Below are 21,465 nucleotides of genomic sequence, written 5' to 3' on the forward strand. Positions count from 1 at the left end.
TCCTTGTCGGGAGGGCTGGGGAAGGTGGGACGTCGAAGATCAGTCGCCCCAGGCGACGGGAACCTCGACGGGGACGCGGAAGGAGATGTTCCGCCGGAAGTCGATGTCGGCCCCCTCGGCCAGGCGCAGGCCGGGCAGGATGCGGGTGGCCTCCTCCAGGCACAGGCGGGCCTGGAGCTTGGCGAGCATGTTGCCGAGGCAGAAGTGGATGCCGAAGCCGAAGGAGAGGTGCTCCCGGGCGTTCGGGCGCTCTATGTCGAGCTCCTCGGGGCGGTCGAACCGCTCCTCGTCGCGGTTCGCGGAGCCCATTAGCAGCAAGAGCTCGTCGCCGGCCTTGATGTGCTGGCCGCCCACCACCGCGTCCTTCAACGCCTTGCGTCGCCAGCCCACGATGGAGCCGGAGTAGCGCAGGACCTCTTCGACGGCGGCCGGGATCCGCTTCGGATCCTCGACCAGCGACTCCCATGCGGGCTGGTGAGAGAGCAGCACGCGGAAGCAGTTGGCGATGAGCGTCGTCGTCGTCTCGTGGCCGGCGAAGAGCAACGAGTAGTTCAGGGAGGCGATCTCGTGGTCGGAGATCTCGGCCCCCTCCTCCTGCGCGCGCACCAGGTCGGCGGTCAGGGAGTCGCCGCCGTTCGCGTGGGCCTCGGCCACCAGTCGCTGGCACTCCTGCCAGTACTCCACCAGGTTGTGCGCATGGGGGATCTGCTCCTCGTCGGAGAGGTCCGACCACGTCATCGCGGCGCGGGAGTCGGACCACCGCTTGTAGGTGTCGACCATGGAGACGTCGGCCCCGATGAGGGTCAGGATGGTGATGGTCGGGATGTCGTAGGCCAGGTCGGCCACCATCTCGCCCCGCTTCTCGGGACGCGCGGCCATCGCCTCGAGGCGGGCCGCGATGTTCTCGCGGATCTGCGGCTCCAGCGCCTTGTATCGACGGGGGGTGAACATCTTCTGCGCGATCGCCCGGATGCGGGTGTGCTCCGGGGGGACTCGGGCCGAAAGGCCGGAGTAAGCGGTGAAGCCGCCCTCGATCATGATCTGCTCGGCCTGCGGTCCGCGCTGGCGGACGGGCTTCTGGGCGTTCTCGGAGGAGAAGGTCTCCCAGTCCTCGAAGACGGCCTTGACGTCGTCGTAGCGGGAGACGACCCAGAGGCCGACGCGCTCGTCGTACATCACGGGCTCCTCGCGGCGGAGCTCGGAGTAGGACGGGAACGGGTCCTTCATCTCAAACGGCTCGTAGCCGTGGTGGACGGGGCAGCCGGCGGTTGCCTGCGTCATGGTGGCACCTCGTACGGTTGACGATGAACTCCTGCCGTGATGCTCCTCACAGCAGTTGGATAGTCGTCATCCTGCGCGGCCCCAAGGGCGCCGTCACCGTCATCATTCCGCTCAGTGGAAAGATGTCCCAGCCTGGCCGACGACCTCAGCGTTCGTAGGGCGCGCGGTTCGCGTGCCAGAGCGTCTCTAGCGGGATCGTCTGCGTCGCCGCCTCGATCCGCCGGCTCACCGTCCGCAGCACGGGCAGGTGGCGCAGCAGCGTCCCTGCCCGCTCCGAGGAGACGACGAGCCCCACAGCGGCCCCGACGCGTCCCCGGTGGAAGACGGGCACGGCGATGGAGCAGGCGCCCATGCGGATCTCCTCCTGCGTGATGGAGTAGCCGTCCCGGCGGATCACCTCGAGCTGCTCCCGGAGCCTCCCCGGATCCGTGACCGTGCGCGGGGTGGCGCCGGCCAGCGGCGCCGCCAGCACCGCGTCCCGGATCTCAGGAACCTCGAATGCCAGGATCACCTTGCCCACCGCCGTCGTGTTCAGCGGCAGGCGCCCACCCACCTGGGACGCCCGGGGCACGCGGTGGGGTCCGTAGACCCGCTCGATGTAGAGGACCTCGCGCCCGTCCCGGATGGCGAGCTGGGCCGTCTCCCCGGTCAGGGCGTGCAGCTCCTGGACGAAGGGGCGAGCGCCCTCGCGCAGTCGATGCCCTACCGTCTGGCCCAGCTCCCACACGCGCAGACCGAGCTGGTACCGGCCCTGTGCGGTCCGCACCACGAAGCCCCACTCGTCGAGCTCCGTCACTAGGCGGTGCGTCGTGCTGAGCGGGAGGCCGGCCCGCTCCGCGATCTGGCTCAGCGTGAGGTTGGTGGGACCCTCCTCGAAAGCGGTGAGGATGGAGAGGATGCGGTGGGCCGCCGTGCGGCCAGGCTCACGCGCGTTGCCGGCCATCGCCGCCCCCGTCCGTCCGCGCGTCCCCGCCGAGGCCGGTCGGCCCCAGCGCCCGCCCGATCCCCCGCGCCGCCGTCATGAGCAGCGCGGGCACGCCCAGGGTGCTCGTGGCCGAGCGCGGCACCACGACGCCAAGGGCCGCCACCGCGTGGCCCAGCGGGCCGCGGACGGGGACGGCGATTCCGCGCGCCTCCGCGTCGATCGCCCCGTCCACGGCGGCGTGGCCCTCGCGGCGGACGTCGGCCAGCAGGGCGCGCAGCTCGGCCTCCGTCGGGGCGACGACGGCCGGGTGTGCGGACGCCGGACGCGCGCCGCCGCCGTCGGGCCGGAGCACCCGCACAGGGGCGCCGAGCTGCGCGCGATGCCGCTCGACGAAGCGCTCCGCCTCCCCCGGCGGGGCGAAGGCGAGGAGCACGAGCCCGAGCGAGGTGCTGAACGGCGGCAGGCGTCCGGCCACCGTCGCCTGATTCGCCACGGCCTCCCGCGCGGAGAGGCGCTCGAGGACGAGGACGCCTTCGGCGTCGAGCACCGCGAGCTGGGTGTGCTGGTGCAGCACGGCCTGGACGTCCAAGAGGAACGGCATGGCCGTCCGGGCCAGGGACATGCTCGGCGCGCTCCGGGAGGCCATCTCCCACAGCCGCAGGCCGGGCCGGACCACGCCGTCCTCGTCCTTCTGCAGCAGCTCGGCGCGCACCAGCCGGTCCACCCACCGATAGGCGGTGGCCAGGGGCAGCTCGGTGCGCCGGGCCAGGGCCGCCACGGTCAACACCGGACGCTCCGCGTCGAACGCGAAGCGGACCCGGATCAGCCGGTCCAACGTGCCGCTCGCGCCGGCCCGCTCACGTCAGGAAGTCGCGCGCGACCTCGAGGAAGCGGTCGTTGGCCTCCTTCTCGCCGATGCTCACGCGCACACCCTCGTCCGCGAACGCCCGGACGGACAGGGCCCGGGCCTGGGCGGCCTCGGCGAAGGCCTGCGTGCGCTCGCCGAGCGGCAGCCACACGAAGTTGGCCTGCGAGGAGGGCAGGTCCCAGCCAGCCTCGGCCAGGGCGGCGGCGACGCGCTCGCGCTCGTCGACGACGACCTGCACGCGCTCGAGGACCTCGTCCAGGTGCTCGAGCGAGGCGATCGCGGCCTCCTCGGCCACCGTGGACACCGCGAACGGGGTGGCCACGGTGCGCAGGGCCTTGGTGATCTCCGGCTGCGAGACCGAGTAGCCCACGCGCAGGTTGGCCAGGCCGTGCGCCTTCGAGAAGGTGCGCAGCACGACGACGTTCGCGTGCTTGCGGTACATCTCCAGACCCTTGACCGCGTCCTCGTCGCGGACGAACTCCACGTACGCCTCGTCGACGACCACGAGGATGTGCGCGGGCACGCGCGCCAGGAAGTCCTCGACCTCGGCGGTCGTGAGCACGGGGCCGGTCGGGTTGTTGGGGGTGCAGAGCAGGATCACGCGGGTCCGCTCCGTGATCGCCTCCAGCATGGCCGGCAGGTCGTGGCGGTGGTCCGCGGTGAGCGGCACCTGCACGTCCACGGCACCGGCGGTGCGGACCACGATCGGGTAGGCCTCGAAGGAGCGCCACGCGAAGATCACCTCGTCGCCCTCCCCGGCCTCGCCGTGGCCGGCGAAGGCGGTGATGACCTGGGCCAGGGCGCCGAGGGAGCCGGCACCGGTCACGACGTCGTCCGCCGGGACGTCCAGGTGCGCGGCCAGGGCCTGGCGCAGGCCGGTGGAGAGGGTGTCCGGGTAGCGGCAGAGGGTGCTGGGCGCGCCCTCCGGGCCGGTCACGACCTGACGCACCCGGTCGATCACGCCGGGCACGGGCGCGTAGGGGTTCTCGTTCGAGGAGAGCTTGTAGGGGTGCAGGCCCGGGACGGCGACCGGCGGCTTGCCGGCGGCGTACGGCGGCAGCATGCCGACCTTCTTGTGGGGCGCGACCACGGCGGGCGTCTGCTGTGCGTCATCAGTCATGGCCACCAGGGTAATGCGGGCTGCGGACGCCGTGAGCGGCACCACGGGACCCGGGCTCAGGCTGCGCCGAAGGCGACGGCGACGGCCCGGGCCGCCTCACCGAGCCGGTCCCCGAGGCGCGCCGGGTCCTCCGGCCGCGTCGCGTAGACCACGGCGAGGGCGGCGGGCAGCTGGCCCGGGACCCGCAGCGGCACGGCCACCGAGGAGACGCCGGTGATGACCTCGTCGGAGCTGACGGCCCAGCCGCGCTCCCGCACGTCGTCGAGCTCGGGTCGCTCGGGCGGGGCCTCGCCGGGCAGCCGCGCCCACTCCTGTCCGGTCAGGGCGACGGCGATCGCCATCCCCGGCGCACCGACCCCGAGGGGGTGCCGGGTCCCCGGCCGCTGCGTGACGAGGTTGCCGCTCGGCGGCTCGGCCGTGGCCAGGGTGAGGCAGTGGGCCCCGTCCCACACCACCAGGAACGCGGTCATGCCCAGGTCGGTGGAGACGGCGGTCAGGTGCGGCATGGCCGCCGCGCGTAGATCCTGCTCCACCCGGCGGGCGAGGACGGCCAGGCCGGGGGCGGCGTGGACGCGGCCGAGGCCGTCGCGGCGCAGCAGGCCGTGGGTCTCGAAGGTGCGCAGCACACGGTAGGCGACCGAGCGATGGACGCCCAGGCCGTCGGCGAGGTCGGCGATGGTGGGCGGCTCGGGCGCCTCCACGACGGTCTCGAGCAGGGTGAGCGCGCGGGAGAGCGTCTGGGAGGGCGCGCCCTCCCGGACCGGGCCGCCGTCGTGCTCCGCCATCCGTGCTCCTCGCCTCGCGTGCCGGACGTGACGCGCCCGGGGCGTGTTCGACCCGCGCGCCGGTTGTGAACCCGGTCACGTCCGCGTACAGTCTGGCACACATGTGTTCCCAGGGGGAACACCGTGTTCTCTGAGAGAACACGCCGTCGGGTGGCACGCGCGCCGCGCAGCGACATCCCCCGCAGCGAAAGGACCCTCATGCTCTTCCACCACCACGGCTACGTCTCCACGAACCCGCGCGTCCAGGTGGCGGCCGGCATCGGCCTGGACCGCCCCGCCGAGCTGCCGGACGAGATGGACGTGCTGATCGTCGGCTCGGGCCCGGCCGGCATGATCGCCGCCGCCCAGCTCGCGATGTTCCCGGACGTCCACACCCGCATCATCGAGCGCCGCCCCCACCGCCTCGAGATCGGCCAGGCGGACGGCATCCAGGCACGCTCCGTGGAGACCTTCCAGGCCTTCGGCTTCGCGAGCGAGATCATCGACGAGGCCTTCGACCTGACCTCCATGGCGTTCTGGAACCCGGCCGAGGATGACGCGGACACGATCGTGCGCACCTCGCTGGCCGAGGACGACCCGGAGGGCGTCTCCGAGTTCCCGCACCTGATCGTGAACCAGGCCCGCATCCTGGACTGGTTCGCCGAGTACATGAAGAACTCCCCCACCCGCGCGCGGCCGGACTACGGCTGGGCGTTCGAGACCCTCGAGGACACGAACGACGGCGAGCACCCCGTGCTCGTGACCCTGCGCCGCACCGTGGACGCCCAGGGCAACGCCCTCGAGGACCCCGCCTCGGGACCAACCCGCCAGGTGCGCGCCAAGTACGTGGTGGGCGCGGACGGCGCGGGCTCCCGCGTCCGCAAGGCGATCGGCCACACCCTGACCGGCGACGCCGCGAACCACGCGTGGGGCGTCATGGACGCGCTGGCCGACACGGACTTCCCGGACATCCGCACCAAGTGCGCGATCCACTCGTCCAGCGGCTCGATCCTCCTGATCCCCCGCGAGGGCGGCCACCTGTTCCGCATGTATGTGGACCTCGGCGAGGTCCCGGCGGACGACAACCACCAGGTGCGCCAGACCCCGCTCGAGGAGATCATCCGCCGGGCCCAGCAGATCCTGCGCCCCTACACGCTGGACGTGAAGGAGGTCGCCTGGCATTCGGTGTACGAGGTGGGCCACCGTCTCACCTCGGGCTTCGACAACCGCGAGCGCGTGGCCCACCCCAACGTGTTCCTGCTCGGCGACGCCTGTCACACCCACTCCGCGAAGGCCGGCCAGGGCATGAACGTGTCCATGCAGGACGGCTGGAACCTCGGCTGGAAGCTGGGCCAGGTGCTCTCCGGGATGGCCCCGGTCGAGCTCGTGCCGACCTACTCGGAGGAGCGCAAGGAGATCGCCAAGAACCTGATCGACTTCGACAAGGAGTGGTCGACGCTCATGGCCAAGCCCACCTCCGAGCTGGGCGACCCGAACGAGGTGGCCGAGTTCTACACGAAGACCGCCGAGTTCCCGGCCGGCTTCATGACGCAGTACCGGCCCTCCCTCCTCACCACGGACGCCACCGGCCAGGCGCTGGCGCAGGGCTACCCCATCGGCAAGCGCTTCAAGTCGGCGCTGGTGGAGCGCTCGTGCGACACCAACGTCAAGCACCTGGGCCACCTGCACCGCGCGGACGGCCGCTGGCGCGTCTACGTGTTCGCCGACGCCGCCTCCCCGCGCGCCGAGGATTCGAAGGTCGCGGCGTGGGCGAAGGCGATCGAGGAGGACCCGCGGTCCTTCCGCAACCGCCACACCCCGTCGGACGGGCCGGAGGACGCCCGCTTCGACATCAAGGTCGTGTACCAGCAGAAGCAGACCGAGTTCGCCCACCCGGACGTGCCGTCGATCTTCCGGCCGACCACCGGCTCCCTCGGCCTGCACGACCTGAACAACATCTTCGCCACGTGTCAGCCCAAGCACGGCGAGGACATCTTCGAGGCCCGCGGCATCAGCCGTGACGGCGCCGTCGTCGTGGTCCGCCCGGACCAGTACGTCTCCGGCGTCTTCGGTCTGGACGAGGTCGACCGCCTGAACGCGTTCTTCGCGGGCGTGCTGCTCGACGCGAACTGAACGGGCGGCGGCGGGCGCCCCGACGCCGGTGCGCTCACCGGAATCCCGGGGGCAGGTGGCCCCGCTCGGGCGGCGTGCGGCGCAGGCGCACCGCCCGGCTCGAGGCCACGGTGCCGGCGGTCAGCCCGGCGAACGCGGCGGAGAGCCCGGCGACCTCCGCCCGGGACGCGGGCTCGGCGGCCTCGAACTGCCGGATCAGGTCCACCTGGGCGTCGAAGTCGTGGGCGGCGCCCAGGTCGTCCTCGGCCGCCAGCGGAGAGGCGGTCCGAAAGCCGCCCCCGGGCGCATCCCACCCGTGGCCGGCCGGGTGGAAGACCACCTCGGCCCGGCGCGACGAGACGGGGGTGGGCGCCCCGTCCGCGGCGACGGCCAGGTCCCCGTCCGAGGAGAACTCCAGCACCGCGGTCCGCCCGGTCTCCACCGCGTTGCCCGACGGCGCCGCGATCGTCATGACGCCGGCCACCGGATACACGGACGTGAAGTCCTCACGACCGGCCAGGTTGACGGCGTGCACCCCGCCCTGGGAGTAGCCGGCCAGGACGAGCGGTGCGCCGTGCGGGACGCCGGCCGCCTCGAGCGCCGCCCGCACCGCCGGGGCCGTGACCTCGGACTCGGAGCCGAGGGCGTCCAACAGTCCGCCGGCGTCCCACGGGTCGGTCGACTCGGGATCCGGGATCAGGCCGCCGCGGGTGCCCGGCAGGCCCACCACCCAGGCCCGACTCCCGTTCTCTCGCACCACCTCCGTGACCGTGAGGTCTCCGTCCCCCTCCGCGCGCGGGATGAGAGAGGCCAGCCCCGTGGCCGAGCCGTCCAGCAGGGCGGGCGCCGTCGGCCGGTCCTGCGGCGCCCCGTGCGGGGTCACCGCGCCCCGGGGCGCCGCGCCGGCGAGGGTCAGGGCGTCCGCCGTCACGGTCCATGCCTCGTCCGGGGAGACCCGCAGCGCCTCGGTGAGGTCCGACGCGGCATCCGTCCCCTTCTTCGCGGCGGAGGAGACGGGCCGCTTCAGCACGCGCTTCTGCGCCCTCGTCAGCATCTTCACGTCGATCCGTGCCAGGGCCGCGAGCAAGGGGAACCCGGCGGCCGCGAGCATGGCGGCCACGATGGCCTCGGGCACCGCCTGGACGACGTCCTGCACGAGCCGCTCCGCCTCGCGGGTGGTGAGGCCGTCATGGCCGTCCCGCCAGAGCAGCGCCGGCAGTTCCCCCAGGGAGGCGTCCTCGGCGGCCATGATGCCGGCCGCCGCGCGCTCGGCCTCCTCGTAGCGGGCCGCCGCGGAGAGCAGGTCACGGTGCAGCTCGGCGCACTGCTCCGACAGGTTCCGCACCCGACCGACCGCCTCCGCCAGTCGGTCCTGCAGCAGGGCGGCGGAGGCGAGCCACGTGGCCGACCGGCCCAGCCCGAAGGCGGCCGCGTCGACCTGCCACGAGGCTCCGGCCGCCTCGTCGGCGGCGTGCTCGTGCCGCCCGGCCACGACGCGCATCTCCTCGGCCTCCGCGTAGATCGAGCCCGGTCCGCCGTGCGTGCTGAAGGCCACCGCCCCCGGGCCGGCACCCCGCCCGCCGGTCACGCCGCCACCGCCAACGAGCGCAGGACGGCCAGCGCCGTCTCCTCGGCCGCCCGCTGCCGGGCCTCGGCGTCTCGGCGTGCGTCCTCGGCGTCCCGCTCGGCGGTGGCCCGCAGGGCGAGCCACTCCCCGGCCTCCCGTTCGAGCTCCGCCGCCAGGGTCGCCGCCCGCCGCACGGCCTCCCCATAGGCGCCGGCGGCCTCGCCGCGCCATGCCGTGTGCAGCGCCGAGCGCACGTCCGTGGCGGCGCTGACCAGCCCGCCCAGCGCCGTGCGCAGCTGCGTCTGGGCCACGGCGAGGTCGGCGAGGGCCTGCTCGGCGGCCTCCCGCTCGCGCCGGGCGGGGTCGGCCCACGCGACCAGGCGGGCGGCGTCGTCGTCGAGTCCGACGGCCCGCAGGGCCGTGGCGATCTGCTGAGGTCCGATGAGGGGTGACATGCGGCCACCGTAGGGAGGGCCCGGGCCCCGCGACTGCGGCGAGGGGCGATCCGGGGATGGGGGACGCCGTCGGGACGCCTGTGCAGGAGCCAACCCTCTCGCACCGTCCCGGCGGCCGCGTCGCACCCGGGTCGCGCCGGCTTCGGCGTGTTGACCGAGGTCACACCCTGGCCTATTCTGAACGAGCGGTCAGTAATTCAATGCGCCCCGGTGCGCCCTGACCACGGAACCAGCCCGCACTCAGCGTGAGGTGATCCCCATGACGCAGACCAGCTCCCCCCAGCACCTGGCCTCCGTCCCGTCCCCCGAGGATGCGGCCGGCCAGGAGAACTTCGATCGCCTGATCGCGGAGGACTCACGCATCGAGCCCCGCGACTGGATGCCCGAGGCGTACCGCAGGTCCCTGACCCGCCAGGTCTCCCAGCACGCGCACTCCGAGATCATCGGCATGCAGCCGGAGGCCAACTGGATCACCCGCGCCCCCTCCCTGAAGCGCAAGGCGATCCTGATGGCCAAGGTCCAGGACGAGGCCGGCCACGGCCTGTACCTGTACTCCGCCGCCGAGACCCTCGGCACCCCGCGGGACGAGCTGAACGAGCAGCTGCTCTCCGGCCGCGCGAAGTACTCCTCGATCTTCAACTACCCGGCCCGCACCTGGGCGGACATGGGCGCGATCGGCTGGCTCGTCGACGGCGCCGCGATCTGCAACCAGGTGCCGCTGTGCCGCGCCTCCTACGGCCCGTACGGCCGCGCGATGGTGCGCATCTGCAAGGAGGAGTCGTTCCACCAGCGCCAGGGCTGGGAGATCCTCTACGAGCTCTCGCACGGCACCCCGGAGCAGAAGCAGATGGCCCAGGACGCCGTGGACCGCTTCTACGGCCCGGCCCTGCAGATGTTCGGCCCGCCGGACGAGGACTCCCCCAACTCCCGCCAGTCCATGGCCTGGAAGGTCAAGCGCTTCTCCAACGACGACCTGCGCCAGCGCTTCGTGGACATGATCGTCCCGCAGGCCGAGGCCCTCGGCCTCACCCTGCCGGACCCGGACCTGAAGTGGAACGAGGAGCGCGGCCACTACGACTTCGGCGAGCTGGACTGGGACGAGTTCATGTCCGTGATCAAGGGCGACGGCCCCATGAACACCCAGCGCATGGCCCGCCGCATCCAGGCCCACGAGGACGGCGCCTGGGTCCGCGAGGCCGCCGCCGCCTACGCCCGCCGCCAGGCCGAGCAGAACGCGCCGGCCGAGACCCACCTGATCGGAGCCTGACCCATGAGCGAGACCACCGCCGCCTCCCACGCCTGGCCCCTGTGGGAGGTCTTCGTCCGCGCCAACCGCGGCCTCTCCCACGTGCACGCCGGCTCCCTGCACGCCCCGGACGCCACCCTGGCGCTGCGCAACGCGCGTGACCTGTACACCCGCCGCAACGAGGGCACCTCCGTGTGGGTCGTCCCGGCCGAGGCCATCGCGGCCTCCGACCCGGACTCCAAGGGCGGCTTCTTCGAGTCCCCGCAGGGCAAGTCCTACCGTCACGCCACCTACTACCAGCAGTCCGAGGGGGTGCCGCACCTGTGAGCTTCGCGACCAACGACTCCGCCACGAGGCACTCCGCCGGCGTGGCCATCACCGCCGAGGAGATCGCGGCCGGCGAGCAGAAGGCGAGCGACGACGTCGCCCGCTACGCCCTCGCCCTCGGTGACGACGCCCTGATGCTCGGCCAGCGCCTGTCCTGGTGGATCTCGCGCGCCCCGGAGCTCGAGGAGGACATCGCCCTGGGCAACATCGCCCTGGACCTCGTGGGCCACGCCCGCTTCCTCCTCTCCTACGCCGGCACGGCGTGGGGCAGGACCGAGGACGAGCTCGCGTACTTCCGCGACGAGGAGGAGTTCCGCTCCGTCCGCCTCGTGGAGGCCGAGAACGGCGACTTCGCCAAGACGATCGCCCGCCAGCTGTACTACTCGTTCTACTCGTACGAGCTGTACACCCGCCTGCGCGAGTCCACGGACCCCACGCTCGCCGCCATCGCGGACAAGGCCCTCAAGGAGGTCCTGTACCACCAGGACCACGCCGCCCTGTGGCTGCAGCGCCTGGGCCTGGGCACCGAGGAGTCGAAGCGCCGCATGCAGCGCGGCCTGGACGAGCTGTGGCCCTACGTGGCCGAGCTCTTCCACGACGACGACGTCGTCCGCGCCCTCGCCGAGCAGGGCGTCGCCGTGCTGCCGTCCTCGCTCGAGGAGCCGACGATGACCCGCATCCGCGCGGCCATCGAGGAGGCCGGCCTGACCGTGCCGACGACGGGCACCGCCCGCGGCGGCGACCGCTCCGGCGCCATGAGTGAGTACCGCGGGTACATCCTCGCGGAGATGCAGTCCCTGGCGCGCCGTCACCCGGGAGCGACCTGGTGACCACCGCCAGCGAGCTGCGCCCCGCCGATCCCGCCGACGCGCGGGTCTGGGATGCGGCCTCCACCGTGCACGACCCGGAGATCCCCGTGCTGTCCATCGCGGACCTGGGGATCCTCCGGGAGGCACGGGCCGAGGGCGAGAGGGCCGTCGTCGTCATCACGCCCACCTATTCCGGCTGCCCCGCCATGGACACCATCACCACGGACGTCACCCGCGCGCTCGGGCGCGCCGGGTTCCCCGATGCCGAGGTGCGCCTGGTGCTCCAGCCGGCGTGGACCACGGACTGGATGACGGACGAGGGCAAGGCCAAGCTCAACGAGTACGGCATCGCCCCGCCCGTCGCGCGCACCACGGACGGCCCGGTCATGATCGGCATGGCCGTGAAGTGCCCGCGCTGCCACTCCCTGAACACCCGCGAGATCACCCGCTTCGGCTCCACCTCCTGCAAGGCCCTCTACACCTGCCGGGAGTGCCTCGAGCCCTTCGACTACTTCAAGGTGCACTGATGACCGAGACCACCGACGCCCCCACCACCGGCAAGCGCCGCGCCACGTTCAACACCCTCGAGGTGTCCGAGCTGCGTCGCCTGACCGAGGACTCCGTGGAGGTCACCTTCGCGGTGCCCGAGGAGCTCGCCGACGACTACGACTACGTGCCGGGCCAGTACGTGGCCCTGCGCAAGGAGCTCGACGGCGCCGAGGTGCGCCGGTCCTACTCGATCTGCGCCGTCCCGAGGCGCGGCGAGATCCGTGTGGCCGTGAAGAAGGACATCGGCGGCAAGTTCTCCACGTGGGCCAACGAGAGCCTCGAGGTCGGCGAGAGGATCGACGTGATGAACCCGCAGGGCGCGTTCACGTCCCGCACGCACGTCACCTCCCTCAACGACGCGCAGAAGGTGGCGGCGGAGAAGGTCGCGGAGAAGAGGGACACGCACCTGGTGGCGTTCGCGGCCGGCTCGGGCATCACCCCGATCATGGCGATCGCCAAGGCCGTGCTCGCGGCCTCCGAGACCTCGCGCTTCGACCTGGTCTACGCGAACCGCTCCGCCATGGACGTGATGTTCGCCGAGGAGATCGGCGACCTCAAGGACAAGTACCCGGCCCGGTTCACGGTGCACCACGTGCTCTCCCGCGAGCAGCGCGTGTCCCCGCTGCTCTCCGGCCGCATCGACGAGGACAAGCTCACCACCCTCCTGGACCGCGTGATCGACGTGGAGGGCACCGACGAGTGGTTCCTCTGCGGCCCGTTCGAGCTCGTGCAGCTCACGCGTGAGACGCTCGCCGCCCGCGGCGTGTCCGAGGACGACGTGCGCTTCGAGCTGTTCACCACCGGCCGCCCGGAGAACCCGCAGGGCCACTCCGGTCGCGTGGTGGAGGTGGACCCGCAGGGCGACAACGTGACCATCGAGTTCAACCTCGACGGCCTCACCGCCAAGGTCGAGTCCCCCAAGTCCGCCCACGAGACGGTCCTCAACGCCGCGCTGCGCGTCCGCTCGGACGTGCCCTTCGCGTGCGCCGGCGGCGTGTGCGGCACCTGCCGCGCCAAGGTCGTCGACGGCGCGTACGAGATGGACGAGAACTACGCGCTCGAGAAGGACGAGGTGGAGAACGGCTACGTGCTCACGTGCCAGACCCGCCCGACCTCCGACTCGATCACGCTCGACTTCGACGCCTGAGCGCCCGCCCACGAGACCGAAGGAGCCCCCGATGATCGAGATCACCGTCGAGAACGGCGTCGCCGAGATCGTGCTGGACGCCCCCCAGAGGATGAACGCCCTGGACGAGGCCGCGCTGGCCGAACTCCAGGCCGCCTACGAGCGGGCCGCCGCCGGCGTCGAGTCCGGTGAGGTCCGGGCCGTGCTGCTGCGCGGCGAGGGCCGCGGCTTCTGCGCGGGCCGCGACATCTCCGCCGTGGTCCCGGCCGAGGACGACGCCACCGCCTACCTGCGGGACAGGGTCACCCCGGTGCTGCGGGCCATGTCCGAGATCCCGGTCCCCACCTTCGCCGCGGTGCAGGGCGCCTGCCTGGGCGTGGGCCTGGGCCTCGCGATCGCCACGGACGTGGTGTACGTGGCCGAGGACGCGAAGATCGGCTCGCCGTTCGCGAACCTCGGGGCCACCCTGGACTCGGGCGGCCACTGGCTGTTCACCGAGCGCCTGGGCGCGCACCGCACCCTGGACCTGATCTACACGGCCGAGCTCCTCTCGGGCGCCGAGGCCGTCCAGGCCGGGCTGTTCTCCCGGGCCCTGCCCGCGGACGAGCTGCTCGAGTTCACCCGCGCGAAGGTCGCCCAGGTGGCCTCCGGCGCGACCCTCGCGTTCCGCGCGTCGAAGGAGCTCGTGGCCCAGGTCCGTGACCACCGCGTGGGCCTGTGGGAGTCCCTCGACGCGGAGAACATCGCCCAGGGCGAGCTCTGCGGCACCGCCGACTACGCCGAGGGCTTCCAGGCCTTCCAGGAGAAGCGGAAGCCGGAGTTCACCGGCCGCGGCTGAGCCGCCGCACCCCGCCACCGGCGACGGCGCCGCACCCTTCGCGCGAGGGGCGCGGCGCCGTCGTCGTCCCGGCCCGGCCGCGTCACATTCCCGTCATCAGCCCGGATCGTGGCGTGAGTCACAGGGGATCGTATACGGTGACGGGTGTCACTTCCCGACCGATCGGTCGGGAACCACACCGTCCTGCCGCCGCCTCACGGGCGGCCGCCGCCCCGCATCCCAGGAGCATCCATGAGCCACACCGTCGCATCCCCCGCGGCGCCCGCCCCCGCGCGCGATCGCCGCGAGGAGCGCAAGGTCATCGCCGGCACCGTCGTCGGCACCACCATCGAGTGGTACGACTTCTTCATCTTCGCCCAGGCCACCGCGCTCGTCTTCGCCGCCCTCTTCTTCCAGCCGATGGGTGAGAGCGGCTCCCAGATCGCCGCGTGGGCCACCCTCGGCATCTCCTTCCTCATCCGCCCGCTTGGCGCGATCGTCGCCGGCCATCTCGGTGACCGCTTCGGCCGCAAGTTCGTCCTGTCCCTCACGCTGATCGGCATGGGCCTGGCCACCACCCTCATCGGCCTGCTGCCCACCTACGCCCAGATCGGTGTGTGGGCCCCGATCCTGCTCGTCGCGCTGCGCCTGCTGCAGGGCCTGTCCGCGGGCGGCGAGTGGGGCGGCGCGGCGCTGCTGTCCGTGGAGCACGCCCCCCACGGCAAGCGCGGCCTGTTCGGCTCCGCCCCGCAGATCGGCGTGCCACTGGGCATGATCCTGGCCACCGGCGTGCTGTTCATCGTGCGCTCCACCATGTCCGAGGAGCAGTTCCTCACCTGGGGCTGGCGCATCCCGTTCCTGATCTCCGTGGTGCTGATCCTCGTCGGCTACCTGATCCGCAAGGCCGTCGAGGAGTCCCCGGTCTTCAAGGAGATGCAGCAGCTCAAGGCGGACGAGTCCGCCCCGCTGGGCGAGCTCTTCCGGCACCACACCAAGGAGGTCATCCTCGCCGCCGTGATCTTCGCCGCGAACAACGGCGTCGGCTACCTGCTCATCGCGTGGTTCTCGAAGTACGGCGGTCCGAAGGGTCTGGGCATGACCTCCTCCGAGGTGCTCATCGCGAGCCTCGTCGGCGGCGTCGGCTGGTTCATCTTCACCCTGCTCGGCGGCTGGGTCTCGGACAAGATCGGCCGCAAGCTGACCTTCGTCCTCGGCTACGGGTTCCTGATCGTCTGGGCCTTCCCGCTGTTCGGGCTGCTGAACACCGCGTCTCTGCCGCTGTTCTCGCTGGGCCTGTTCGTCCTGACGCTCGGCCTGGGTCCGTCCTACGGTCCGCAGTCGGCGATGTACGCCGAGATGTTCCCGGCCCGCGTCCGCTTCTCCGGCGTCTCCATCGGCTACGCGCTCGGCACCATCATCGGCGGCGCCTTCGCCCCGCTGCTCGCCGACCAGCTCGTGAAGACCGGCTGGGAGAACGTGGCCTGGTACATCATCGTGATCTCCGCGGTCTCGCTCATCGCCGTCCTGTTCGTCCCCAAGGGCATCCAGGACCGCGAGCTGCACGACGAGCAGGTCGTCGCCACGCGCTCGAATCCGGTGGTGCCGGCCTGATCCGGGCCGCCTGACGGGTTTCGCCCGTCTCCACCCCACGACGACGGCGCGTCCTCCTCCGGAAGGGCGCGCCGTCGTCGTGGGCGACCGGACCGGCGCCGAGGCCCGCAGACACGCCGCTACCTCGGGGACGTAACGGCGCGTCTGCGGGCCTCCGCGCGGGCTCGTCCCTGTCCCGTCACACCCGCCCCGCAGTTGACCCCCGTCACACCGGCCCGGGATACTGAACCTGAACGCACGGTCGGTAATTCGCCGCGCCCGCGCCCGCCCCGTTGTCGGTCACTCAAGGAGTCTCCATGTCCGCACAGTCCCAGGCCCTGCTCGTCGGCGGTCGCCGCACGCCCGTCGGCAAGTACGCCGGCGCCCTCTCCTCCGTCCGCCCCGACGACCTCGCCGCCCTGACCGTCAAGGCCGTGATCGAGGACGCCGGCATCGACCCGTCGGTCGTGGATGAGGTCATCCTCGGCAACGCCAACGGCGCCGGCGAGGAGAACCGCAACGTCGCCCGCATGGCCTGGCTGCTGGCCGGCTTCCCGGACACCGTCCCGGGCATCACCGTGAACCGCCTCTGCGCGTCCGGCATGTCCGCGATCGGCATCGCCACCGCGATGGTGCGCTCCGGGATGGCCGACGTCGTCGTGGCCGGCGGCGTGGAGTCGATGTCCCGCGCCCCCTGGGTGATGGAGAAGCCGACGACGGCGTTCGCCAAGCCCGGCGCGGCCTTCGACACCGCGATCGGCTGGCGCTTCGTGAACCCGCGCTTCGCGGACGGCGAGTTCGGGGAGAAGTTCACCTTCTCCATGCCGGAGACCGCCGAGGAGGTCGGCGAGGTGGACGGCATCACCCGCGAGGACGCCGACGCCTTCGCCGCCCGCTCGCATGAGCGTGCGCTGGCCGCCATCGGGGCCGGCCGCTTCGCGGACGAGATCGTGCCCGTCGTCGTCACGGGCCGCAAGGGCGCCGAGACGGTCGTGGACACGGACGAGGGCCCCCGCCCCGGCTCCACCCCCGAGGTGCTCGCCAGCCTGCGCCCGATCATCAAGAAGGACGGCGTGGTCACCGCCGGCAACTCCTCCTCCCTCAACGACGGCGCCTCGGCGATCCTCGTCGTCTCCGAGCGGGCCGCGCAGAAGTACGGCCTGACCCCGCGGGCCCGCGTCGTGGAGTCCACCTCGGCGGGCCTGGCCCCCGAGATCATGGGTCTGGGCCCCGTCCCGGCCACCGAGAAGGCCCTCGAGCGCTCCGGCTGGTCCGTGGCGGATCTGGGCGCCGTCGAGCTCAACGAGGCCTTCGCCACCCAGTCCCTGGCCTCGATGCGGCGCCTCGGCCTGGACCCGGAGACCGTCAACGCCGACGGCGGCGCGATCGCCCTGGGCCATCCGCTCGGCTCCTCGGGCTCGCGCCTCGTGGTCACGCTGCTCGGTCGGATGGAGCGCGAGGGCGCGGACAGGGGCCTGGCCACGATGTGCGTGGGCGTGGGCCAGGGCTCCGCGATGCTCGTCGAGAAGGTCTGAGCGCATGGACGACTTCAGCCACTTCACGGCACTGCGCGTCGAGGAGCGTGAGGACCGCGTCCACGCGCGCATGGACCGCCCGGGCGTGCGCAACGCGATCGACCAGACCATGGTCGACGAGTTCCACGAGCTCTGCGCCCACCTCGAACGCGAGCCGAAGATCCTGATCATCTCGGGCACGCAGGTGGAGTCGACGCGCGAGCCGGGGACGTTCTCCGGCATCTTCGCCTCCGGCGCGGACATCGGACAGCTGCGCGAGCGCCGCCGCGACGACGCCCTGCGCGGCGTGAACTCGCAGGTCTTCGACCGCATCCACCGGCTGCCCATGCCCGTGATCGCGGCGATCGACGGCTTCGCCCTGGGCGGCGGCGCGGAACTGGCCTACGCGGCCGACTTCCGCATCGCCACCCCGGCGCTGAAGATGGGCCAGCCCGAGACGAGCCTGGGGATCACCGCCGCTGCGGGCGCCCAGTGGCGGCTCAAGGAGCTGGTGGGTGAGCCGGTGGCCCTCGAGCTGCTGCTCGCCGGACGGATCCTGGACGCGCAGGAGGCCCTCGAGCTCAAGCTCGTCACCGAGCTGCACGAGCCGGACGCCCTCCTCGACGCCGCCGACGCCCTCGCCGACCGCATCGCGCAGCAGGACCCGCTGGCGGTGCGGCTGTCCAAGCGCGTCTTCCACCTCCCTCGCGAGGCCCACCCCCACGTGGACGAGATCGCGCAGGCCATCCTGTTCGAGTCCGAGGCCAAGTTCGAGCGCATGCAGGCGTTCCTGGACCGCAAGAAGAAGTGAGGACTGACATGACCGATCAGCAGCACACCCCTGATACCGCGCCGTCCTCCGTGCCCGCCGTCGTCGGCGTCCTCGGCGGCGGCCGGATGGGTGGCGGCATCGCCCACGCGTTCCTCGTCTCCGGCTCGTCCGAGGTGGTCGTCGTCGAGCGCGACCCGCAGTCGGCCGAGGCCGCCAAGGGGCGCATCGAGGCCGACCTGGCCGCCTCCCTCGAGCGCGGCAAGATCGACGGCGACCTGGACGAGTGGGCGCAGCGCCTGACCGTCTCCGTGGACCGCGCCGACTTCGCCCGCTGCGACCTCGTGGTCGAGGCCGTGTTCGAGGACATGCAGGTGAAGATCGAGGCGCTCACCGACGTCGAGGCCCACCTGCGCGAGGACGCCTGGCTGGCCAGCAACACCTCCTCCCTGTCCATCGACGAGATCGCCTCGCACCTGCAGCGTCCCGAGCGCTTCTGCGGCCTGCACTACTTCAACCCGGTGCCCGCCTCGAAGCTCGTGGAGGTCGTGATCGGCGAGCAGACCGGTGCGGAGCTCCAGGCCCTGTCCACCGAGTGGGTCCGCGGGCTCGGCAAGACCCCCGTCGTCGTCAAGAACGCCCCGGGCTTCGCCTCGTCGCGCCTGGGCGTGGCGATCGCGCTCGAGGCCATCCGCATGGTCGAGGAGGGCGTGGCCTCCCCCGAGGACATCGACGCCGCCATGGTGCTCGGCTACAAGTTCCCGGTCGGCCCGCTGGCCCTGACCGACATCGTGGGCCTGGACGTGCGCCTGGGCATCGCGGAGTACCTCGAGTCCCAGCTGGGTGAGCGCTTCGCCCCGCCGCAGCTCATGCGAGACATGGTGGCCCGCGGCGAGCTCGGCCGGAAGTCCGGCAAGGGCTTCTTCGACTACCGCTGAGCCCCCGGGGCCGGCGCGGCTAACGTGACGGGCATGGACGAGCCCACGCTGCTGCGCGTCGCCCGCGACCGCGCCCTCGAGCTGCCGGGCAGCGCCGCGTCGCACCCCTTCGGCCCGGACACCGAGGTCGTGAAGGTGCAGGGGAAGCTGTTCGTGGTGTTCATCGACCACGACGGGCGCCGCCTCGTGAACGTCAAGGCCCGCCCGGAGGACGGCGCCCAGCTGCGCGCGGCCCTGCCCGCGGCGATCACGCCCGGCTATCACATGGACAAGCGGCACTGGCTCAGCCTGGCCGCGCACCCGGACCTCGACGAGCAGCTCGTCCGGGACCTCGTCACGGAGTCGTACCTGCTGGTCGTCGCGAAGCTCCCCCGCACCCGGCGCCCCGTGGACCCCGAGACATTCGGCCAGGCCTGATGTCGGTCGACCGCCCCTTCCGCTTCACCCACCGCTGGGCGGTCCCCGCGGACGCCCGGTCCGCGCTGGCCCTGCTCGCCGACCCGTCCGGCTACCCACGCTGGTGGCCGGCCGTCCCGCGCGCCCGTCGCCTGGGTCCCGACCGCGCCGCCGTCCGGCTGCGCGGGTTCGTGCCGGTGCGCCTGACGATGGAGCGCCTCATCGACGACCGCACCCGCGGCCTTCTGGTCGCCCGTCTGAGCGGGGACCTGACGGGCACCGTACGGGTCACCGTCCACGACGACGGCGCCCCGGCCGGACACGCGCCGCGCTGCGTCGTGGCGTGGGAGCAGGAGGTGGTGCTGACCTCGCCGTGGATGCGCGCTGTGTCCCACGTGCCGGGCGCCCGCACCGCGATGGGCCTCAGCCACGCGGCCGCGATGCGCTCCGCGCGTCGAGCGCTCGGGGCGAAGGCCGTGCCGACCGCTGATCCCGCTCGAAGGGCTCGTCCATGACGGCCCGGCGCCCCAGGCCGGCTCAGAGCTCGGCCTGCGCCTCGTTCCACTCGCGGGACAGCGGCGGGCGGGAGAGGCCGTCGAGGAGGCCGTCGGCGGGGTCGATGCCGAGCTCCACGATCCTGTTGTCCGCGTCCACGTGGACGACCTTGGGCTGGAAGTGGCGGGCCTCGTCGTCGTCCATCTGCCCGTAGGCGATGAGGATGACGATGTCCCCCGGATGCACCAGGTGGGCGGCGGCGCCGTTGATGCCGAGCACGCCGGAGCCCCGCTCGCCCGCGATGGTGTAGGTCTCCAGTCGCGCGCCGTTGGTGACGTCCACGATGGACACGAGCTCGCCGGGGAGGATGTCCGCGGCGTCCAGCAGGTCCTGGTCCACGGTCACGGAGCCCACGTAGTGCAGGTCCGCCTGGGTCACGGTGGCCCGGTGGATCTTGGCGTGGAACATGGTGCGCAGCATGCGGCAGAACTCTCCGGATGAGGGGGTGGGTCGGGTCCGAGAGGACCGGTGCTCGATTCTACGCCGGTCCGGAGACGAGGGGCAGGGGCCGACGCCGGCCCGAGGCTCCCGCCCCTCTCGTCGAGGCCCGCAGACACGCCGCTACGCCCTGGCGGTAGCGGCGTGTCTGCAGGCCTGGGCGGGTCAGATCCACGACGGCGGCACTCGGCCCGGCGGGGTCCGCGCAGCCACCAGGCCCCGCAGCTGCCGCACGAACAGCTCCCAGTGCCCTGGCCGGAACACGTCGGCGGTCACCCGGATCACCTCCCACCCCTCCGCGCGCAGGGCCGCGTCCCGCTCGCGGTCCTCACGCCACTGCCGGCGATCCGTGCGGTGCTGATCGCCGTCGTACTCGACCGCCACCTTGGCCTCCGCCCACACCAGATCCACGCGGAGCCGCTGTCCCGTGGCGAGGCGGATGCACGGGTTCACTGCGGGCTCGGGGACGCCGTCCAGGACGAGCCGCGCCCGCAGTCGGCTCTCCTGCGGCGAGTCGGCTCCGGGGCGGACGAGCTCCAGCGCCTCCCGGGCCGCGCGGATCCCGCGCACCCGTCCGCGTTCCTCGACGGCGGCGCGCAGCTCGGCCACGTCCGTCACCCCGGGAGGCAGCCGACGGCGGCGGGCCTCCGTCGGGGCGGTCCGCACCATGCTGTCCCCCAGCGCGACGAGATGGTCGAGCGGCCCGGCCTGCGCGGCGAGGTCCACGAAGATCCACCCCGGTGCGGTCACGCGCACCCCGTCCACGATCCGCACCGGTGCGTCGGCGCGGAGGCGGTGTGAGCGGACCCCGGCCCGGCTCGACGCGGTGCCGTGGCCGCGCGGGGTCGCGACGTGCACGGACCGGTCGGCGGCGAGCGGCCCGGTCAGCCACAGGCCGAGCACCCTGGCGGCCGTGACGTGGCTGAACACGCCCTCGGGGTGCAGATCCTGCAGTGCCCGCAGATGGTCCATGGGGTCCGGTTCGATGCCGCGCAGGCCCCAGAGCCCCCAGCCGAGGGAGACCACGTCCCCGCGCCGCAGCCGGGCCGCGCTCACCCCCGTCTCGCGCGCGGCCGGGGTCGAGAACACGGTCGGAGCGCGGAGGAGGCCGTCCAGTCCGCAGCGCATCGGAGGCAGGGGCGCGGGCGAGCGGGGCATGGGCCGAGCGTGCCCGATCCGGGCGGGCCGCCGTCGTCGTCCGCCGGGATCTGTGGACGACGCCCCGCCGAGGCCCGCAGACACGCCGCTACGTCCTGGCGGTAGCGGCGTGTCTGCGGGCCCGGGCGCCACGGCTTGCGC

The 21,465-nt window shown here is 72.7% G+C and carries 22 protein-coding genes; 13 read left to right on the forward strand and 9 right to left on the reverse strand.

Going from position 1 to position 21,465, the window contains the following annotated elements; genetic code table 11:
* Positions 1–39: 39 nt before the first annotated feature.
* The 5 genes from DE149_RS08465 to DE149_RS08485 form a co-directional block, all read right to left on the reverse strand.
* Positions 40–1,281, reverse strand: coding sequence for a cytochrome P450 (locus DE149_RS08465; protein ID WP_113914347.1), 1,242 nt, complete (start codon positions 1,279–1,281; stop codon positions 40–42).
* 145 nt (positions 1,282–1,426) lie between these two features.
* Positions 1,427–2,224 carry an IclR family transcriptional regulator gene (locus tag DE149_RS08470; protein ID WP_113914348.1) on the reverse strand — a complete coding sequence of 266 codons (798 nt, stop codon included), beginning with the start codon at positions 2,222–2,224 and terminating at the stop codon, positions 1,427–1,429.
* A complete protein-coding gene (locus DE149_RS08475; protein WP_113914349.1) occupies positions 2,205–3,041 on the reverse strand; it encodes an IclR family transcriptional regulator in 837 nt (278 codons plus the stop codon). The genes DE149_RS08470 and DE149_RS08475 overlap by 20 nt, the downstream gene beginning before the upstream one ends.
* A 22-nt stretch (positions 3,042–3,063) precedes the next feature.
* Positions 3,064–4,194, reverse strand: coding sequence for a histidinol-phosphate transaminase (locus tag DE149_RS08480; RefSeq protein ID WP_170747826.1), 1,131 nt, complete (start codon positions 4,192–4,194; stop codon positions 3,064–3,066).
* A 56-nt stretch (positions 4,195–4,250) separates the two neighbouring features.
* The gene (locus DE149_RS08485) at positions 4,251–4,979 is read right to left on the reverse strand and encodes an IclR family transcriptional regulator (RefSeq protein ID WP_063188636.1); all 729 of its coding nucleotides are present in this window, start codon (positions 4,977–4,979) and stop codon (positions 4,251–4,253) included.
* Between the two features lie 198 nt (positions 4,980–5,177).
* Between DE149_RS08485 and DE149_RS08490 the strand changes: the two genes are divergently transcribed.
* Positions 5,178–7,091 carry an FAD-binding monooxygenase gene (locus tag DE149_RS08490; protein ID WP_049146520.1) on the forward strand — a complete coding sequence of 638 codons (1,914 nt, stop codon included), beginning with the start codon at positions 5,178–5,180 and terminating at the stop codon, positions 7,089–7,091.
* 34 nt (positions 7,092–7,125) lie between these two features.
* On the opposite strand, the gene DE149_RS08495 is transcribed toward DE149_RS08490, so the two are convergent.
* Both DE149_RS08495 and DE149_RS08500 read right to left on the reverse strand, forming a co-directional pair.
* Entirely contained in the window at positions 7,126–8,658 is a 1,533-nt protein-coding gene (locus DE149_RS08495) for a hypothetical protein (RefSeq protein WP_063188638.1), read from the reverse strand.
* Positions 8,655–9,092 carry a hypothetical protein gene (locus DE149_RS08500; RefSeq protein ID WP_063188640.1) on the reverse strand — a complete coding sequence of 146 codons (438 nt, stop codon included), beginning with the start codon at positions 9,090–9,092 and terminating at the stop codon, positions 8,655–8,657. Before DE149_RS08500 ends, DE149_RS08495 begins: the two co-directional genes overlap by 4 nt.
* Before the next feature lie 259 nt (positions 9,093–9,351).
* Between DE149_RS08500 and paaA the strand changes: the two genes are divergently transcribed.
* From paaA to DE149_RS08560, 12 genes are all read left to right on the forward strand, one after another.
* Positions 9,352–10,359, forward strand: a complete 1,008-nt coding sequence (gene paaA / locus DE149_RS08505; protein WP_063188643.1) for a 1,2-phenylacetyl-CoA epoxidase subunit PaaA — start codon at positions 9,352–9,354, stop codon at positions 10,357–10,359.
* A gap of 3 nt (positions 10,360–10,362) precedes the next feature.
* Positions 10,363–10,665 carry a 1,2-phenylacetyl-CoA epoxidase subunit PaaB gene (gene paaB / locus DE149_RS08510; RefSeq protein WP_002857863.1) on the forward strand — a complete coding sequence of 101 codons (303 nt, stop codon included), beginning with the start codon at positions 10,363–10,365 and terminating at the stop codon, positions 10,663–10,665.
* Positions 10,662–11,495: a 1,2-phenylacetyl-CoA epoxidase subunit PaaC gene (gene paaC, locus DE149_RS08515; protein WP_063188644.1), complete on the forward strand. Its 834-nt coding sequence runs from the start codon at positions 10,662–10,664 to the stop codon at positions 11,493–11,495. Before paaB ends, paaC begins: the two co-directional genes overlap by 4 nt.
* On the forward strand, positions 11,492–12,001 hold the full coding sequence (gene paaD / locus DE149_RS08520) for a 1,2-phenylacetyl-CoA epoxidase subunit PaaD (RefSeq protein WP_063188645.1): 510 nt from the start codon (positions 11,492–11,494) through the stop codon (positions 11,999–12,001). Before paaC ends, paaD begins: the two co-directional genes overlap by 4 nt.
* Positions 12,001–13,170 (forward strand): 1,2-phenylacetyl-CoA epoxidase subunit PaaE, encoded by a 1,170-nt coding sequence (paaE, locus tag DE149_RS08525; protein WP_063188646.1) that lies wholly within the window; start codon positions 12,001–12,003, stop codon positions 13,168–13,170. Before paaD ends, paaE begins: the two co-directional genes overlap by 1 nt.
* Positions 13,171–13,201: 31 nt before the next feature.
* On the forward strand, positions 13,202–13,987 hold the full coding sequence (locus tag DE149_RS08530) for an enoyl-CoA hydratase/isomerase family protein (RefSeq protein ID WP_049146507.1): 786 nt from the start codon (positions 13,202–13,204) through the stop codon (positions 13,985–13,987).
* 231 nt (positions 13,988–14,218) lie between these two features.
* The gene (locus DE149_RS08535) at positions 14,219–15,577 is read left to right on the forward strand and encodes an MFS transporter (RefSeq protein ID WP_113914350.1); all 1,359 of its coding nucleotides are present in this window, start codon (positions 14,219–14,221) and stop codon (positions 15,575–15,577) included.
* Positions 15,578–15,873: 296 nt separating this feature from the next.
* On the forward strand, positions 15,874–17,091 hold the full coding sequence (locus DE149_RS08540; RefSeq protein WP_113914351.1) for a thiolase family protein: 1,218 nt from the start codon (positions 15,874–15,876) through the stop codon (positions 17,089–17,091).
* 4 nt (positions 17,092–17,095) lie between these two features.
* Positions 17,096–17,881, forward strand: a complete 786-nt coding sequence (locus tag DE149_RS08545; protein ID WP_036383430.1) for an enoyl-CoA hydratase/isomerase family protein — start codon at positions 17,096–17,098, stop codon at positions 17,879–17,881.
* Between the two features lie 8 nt (positions 17,882–17,889).
* A complete protein-coding gene (locus DE149_RS08550) occupies positions 17,890–18,777 on the forward strand; it encodes a 3-hydroxyacyl-CoA dehydrogenase family protein (RefSeq protein WP_113914352.1) in 888 nt (295 codons plus the stop codon).
* A 33-nt stretch (positions 18,778–18,810) separates the two neighbouring features.
* Complete coding sequence (locus DE149_RS08555) at positions 18,811–19,194, forward strand: MmcQ/YjbR family DNA-binding protein (protein WP_113914353.1); 384 nt, start codon at positions 18,811–18,813, stop codon at positions 19,192–19,194.
* On the forward strand, positions 19,194–19,688 hold the full coding sequence (locus tag DE149_RS08560) for an SRPBCC family protein (RefSeq protein WP_113914354.1): 495 nt from the start codon (positions 19,194–19,196) through the stop codon (positions 19,686–19,688). The genes DE149_RS08555 and DE149_RS08560 overlap by 1 nt, the downstream gene beginning before the upstream one ends.
* 22 nt (positions 19,689–19,710) lie before the next feature.
* Here the strand turns inward: DE149_RS08560 and panD are convergent, their stop codons facing one another.
* Both panD and DE149_RS08570 read right to left on the reverse strand, forming a co-directional pair.
* Positions 19,711–20,148: an aspartate 1-decarboxylase gene (panD, locus tag DE149_RS08565; protein WP_010080090.1), complete on the reverse strand. Its 438-nt coding sequence runs from the start codon at positions 20,146–20,148 to the stop codon at positions 19,711–19,713.
* 183 nt (positions 20,149–20,331) lie between these two features.
* Entirely contained in the window at positions 20,332–21,324 is a 993-nt protein-coding gene (locus DE149_RS08570) for a DUF559 domain-containing protein (RefSeq protein ID WP_113914355.1), read from the reverse strand.
* Positions 21,325–21,465: the final 141 nt, after the last annotated feature.

It is taken from the genome of Micrococcus sp. KT16 (assembly GCF_003315015.1).
In the GTDB taxonomy this organism is placed as follows: Bacteria; Actinomycetota; Actinomycetes; order Actinomycetales; family Micrococcaceae; genus Micrococcus; species Micrococcus luteus.

Coding starts and splice junctions, on each gene's coding strand:
- DE149_RS08540 (WP_113914351.1), top strand. CDS start 15,874: ATGTCCGCACAGTCCCAGGCCCTGCTCGTCGGCGGTCGCCGCACGCCC.
- DE149_RS08500 (WP_063188640.1), bottom strand. CDS start 9,092: ATGTCACCCCTCATCGGACCTCAGCAGATCGCCACGGCCCTGCGGGCC.
- DE149_RS08545 (WP_036383430.1), top strand. CDS start 17,096: ATGGACGACTTCAGCCACTTCACGGCACTGCGCGTCGAGGAGCGTGAG.
- DE149_RS08570 (WP_113914355.1), bottom strand. CDS start 21,324: ATGCCCCGCTCGCCCGCGCCCCTGCCTCCGATGCGCTGCGGACTGGAC.
- DE149_RS08485 (WP_063188636.1), bottom strand. CDS start 4,979: ATGGCGGAGCACGACGGCGGCCCGGTCCGGGAGGGCGCGCCCTCCCAG.
- DE149_RS08560 (WP_113914354.1), top strand. CDS start 19,194: ATGTCGGTCGACCGCCCCTTCCGCTTCACCCACCGCTGGGCGGTCCCC.
- DE149_RS08470 (WP_113914348.1), bottom strand. CDS start 2,224: ATGGCCGGCAACGCGCGTGAGCCTGGCCGCACGGCGGCCCACCGCATC.
- DE149_RS08530 (WP_049146507.1), top strand. CDS start 13,202: ATGATCGAGATCACCGTCGAGAACGGCGTCGCCGAGATCGTGCTGGAC.
- DE149_RS08535 (WP_113914350.1), top strand. CDS start 14,219: ATGAGCCACACCGTCGCATCCCCCGCGGCGCCCGCCCCCGCGCGCGAT.
- DE149_RS08465 (WP_113914347.1), bottom strand. CDS start 1,281: ATGACGCAGGCAACCGCCGGCTGCCCCGTCCACCACGGCTACGAGCCG.
- DE149_RS08480 (WP_170747826.1), bottom strand. CDS start 4,194: ATGACTGATGACGCACAGCAGACGCCCGCCGTGGTCGCGCCCCACAAG.
- DE149_RS08490 (WP_049146520.1), top strand. CDS start 5,178: ATGCTCTTCCACCACCACGGCTACGTCTCCACGAACCCGCGCGTCCAG.
- DE149_RS08550 (WP_113914352.1), top strand. CDS start 17,890: ATGACCGATCAGCAGCACACCCCTGATACCGCGCCGTCCTCCGTGCCC.
- paaB (WP_002857863.1), top strand. CDS start 10,363: ATGAGCGAGACCACCGCCGCCTCCCACGCCTGGCCCCTGTGGGAGGTC.
- paaA (WP_063188643.1), top strand. CDS start 9,352: ATGACGCAGACCAGCTCCCCCCAGCACCTGGCCTCCGTCCCGTCCCCC.
- panD (WP_010080090.1), bottom strand. CDS start 20,148: ATGCTGCGCACCATGTTCCACGCCAAGATCCACCGGGCCACCGTGACC.
- DE149_RS08555 (WP_113914353.1), top strand. CDS start 18,811: ATGGACGAGCCCACGCTGCTGCGCGTCGCCCGCGACCGCGCCCTCGAG.
- paaE (WP_063188646.1), top strand. CDS start 12,001: ATGACCGAGACCACCGACGCCCCCACCACCGGCAAGCGCCGCGCCACG.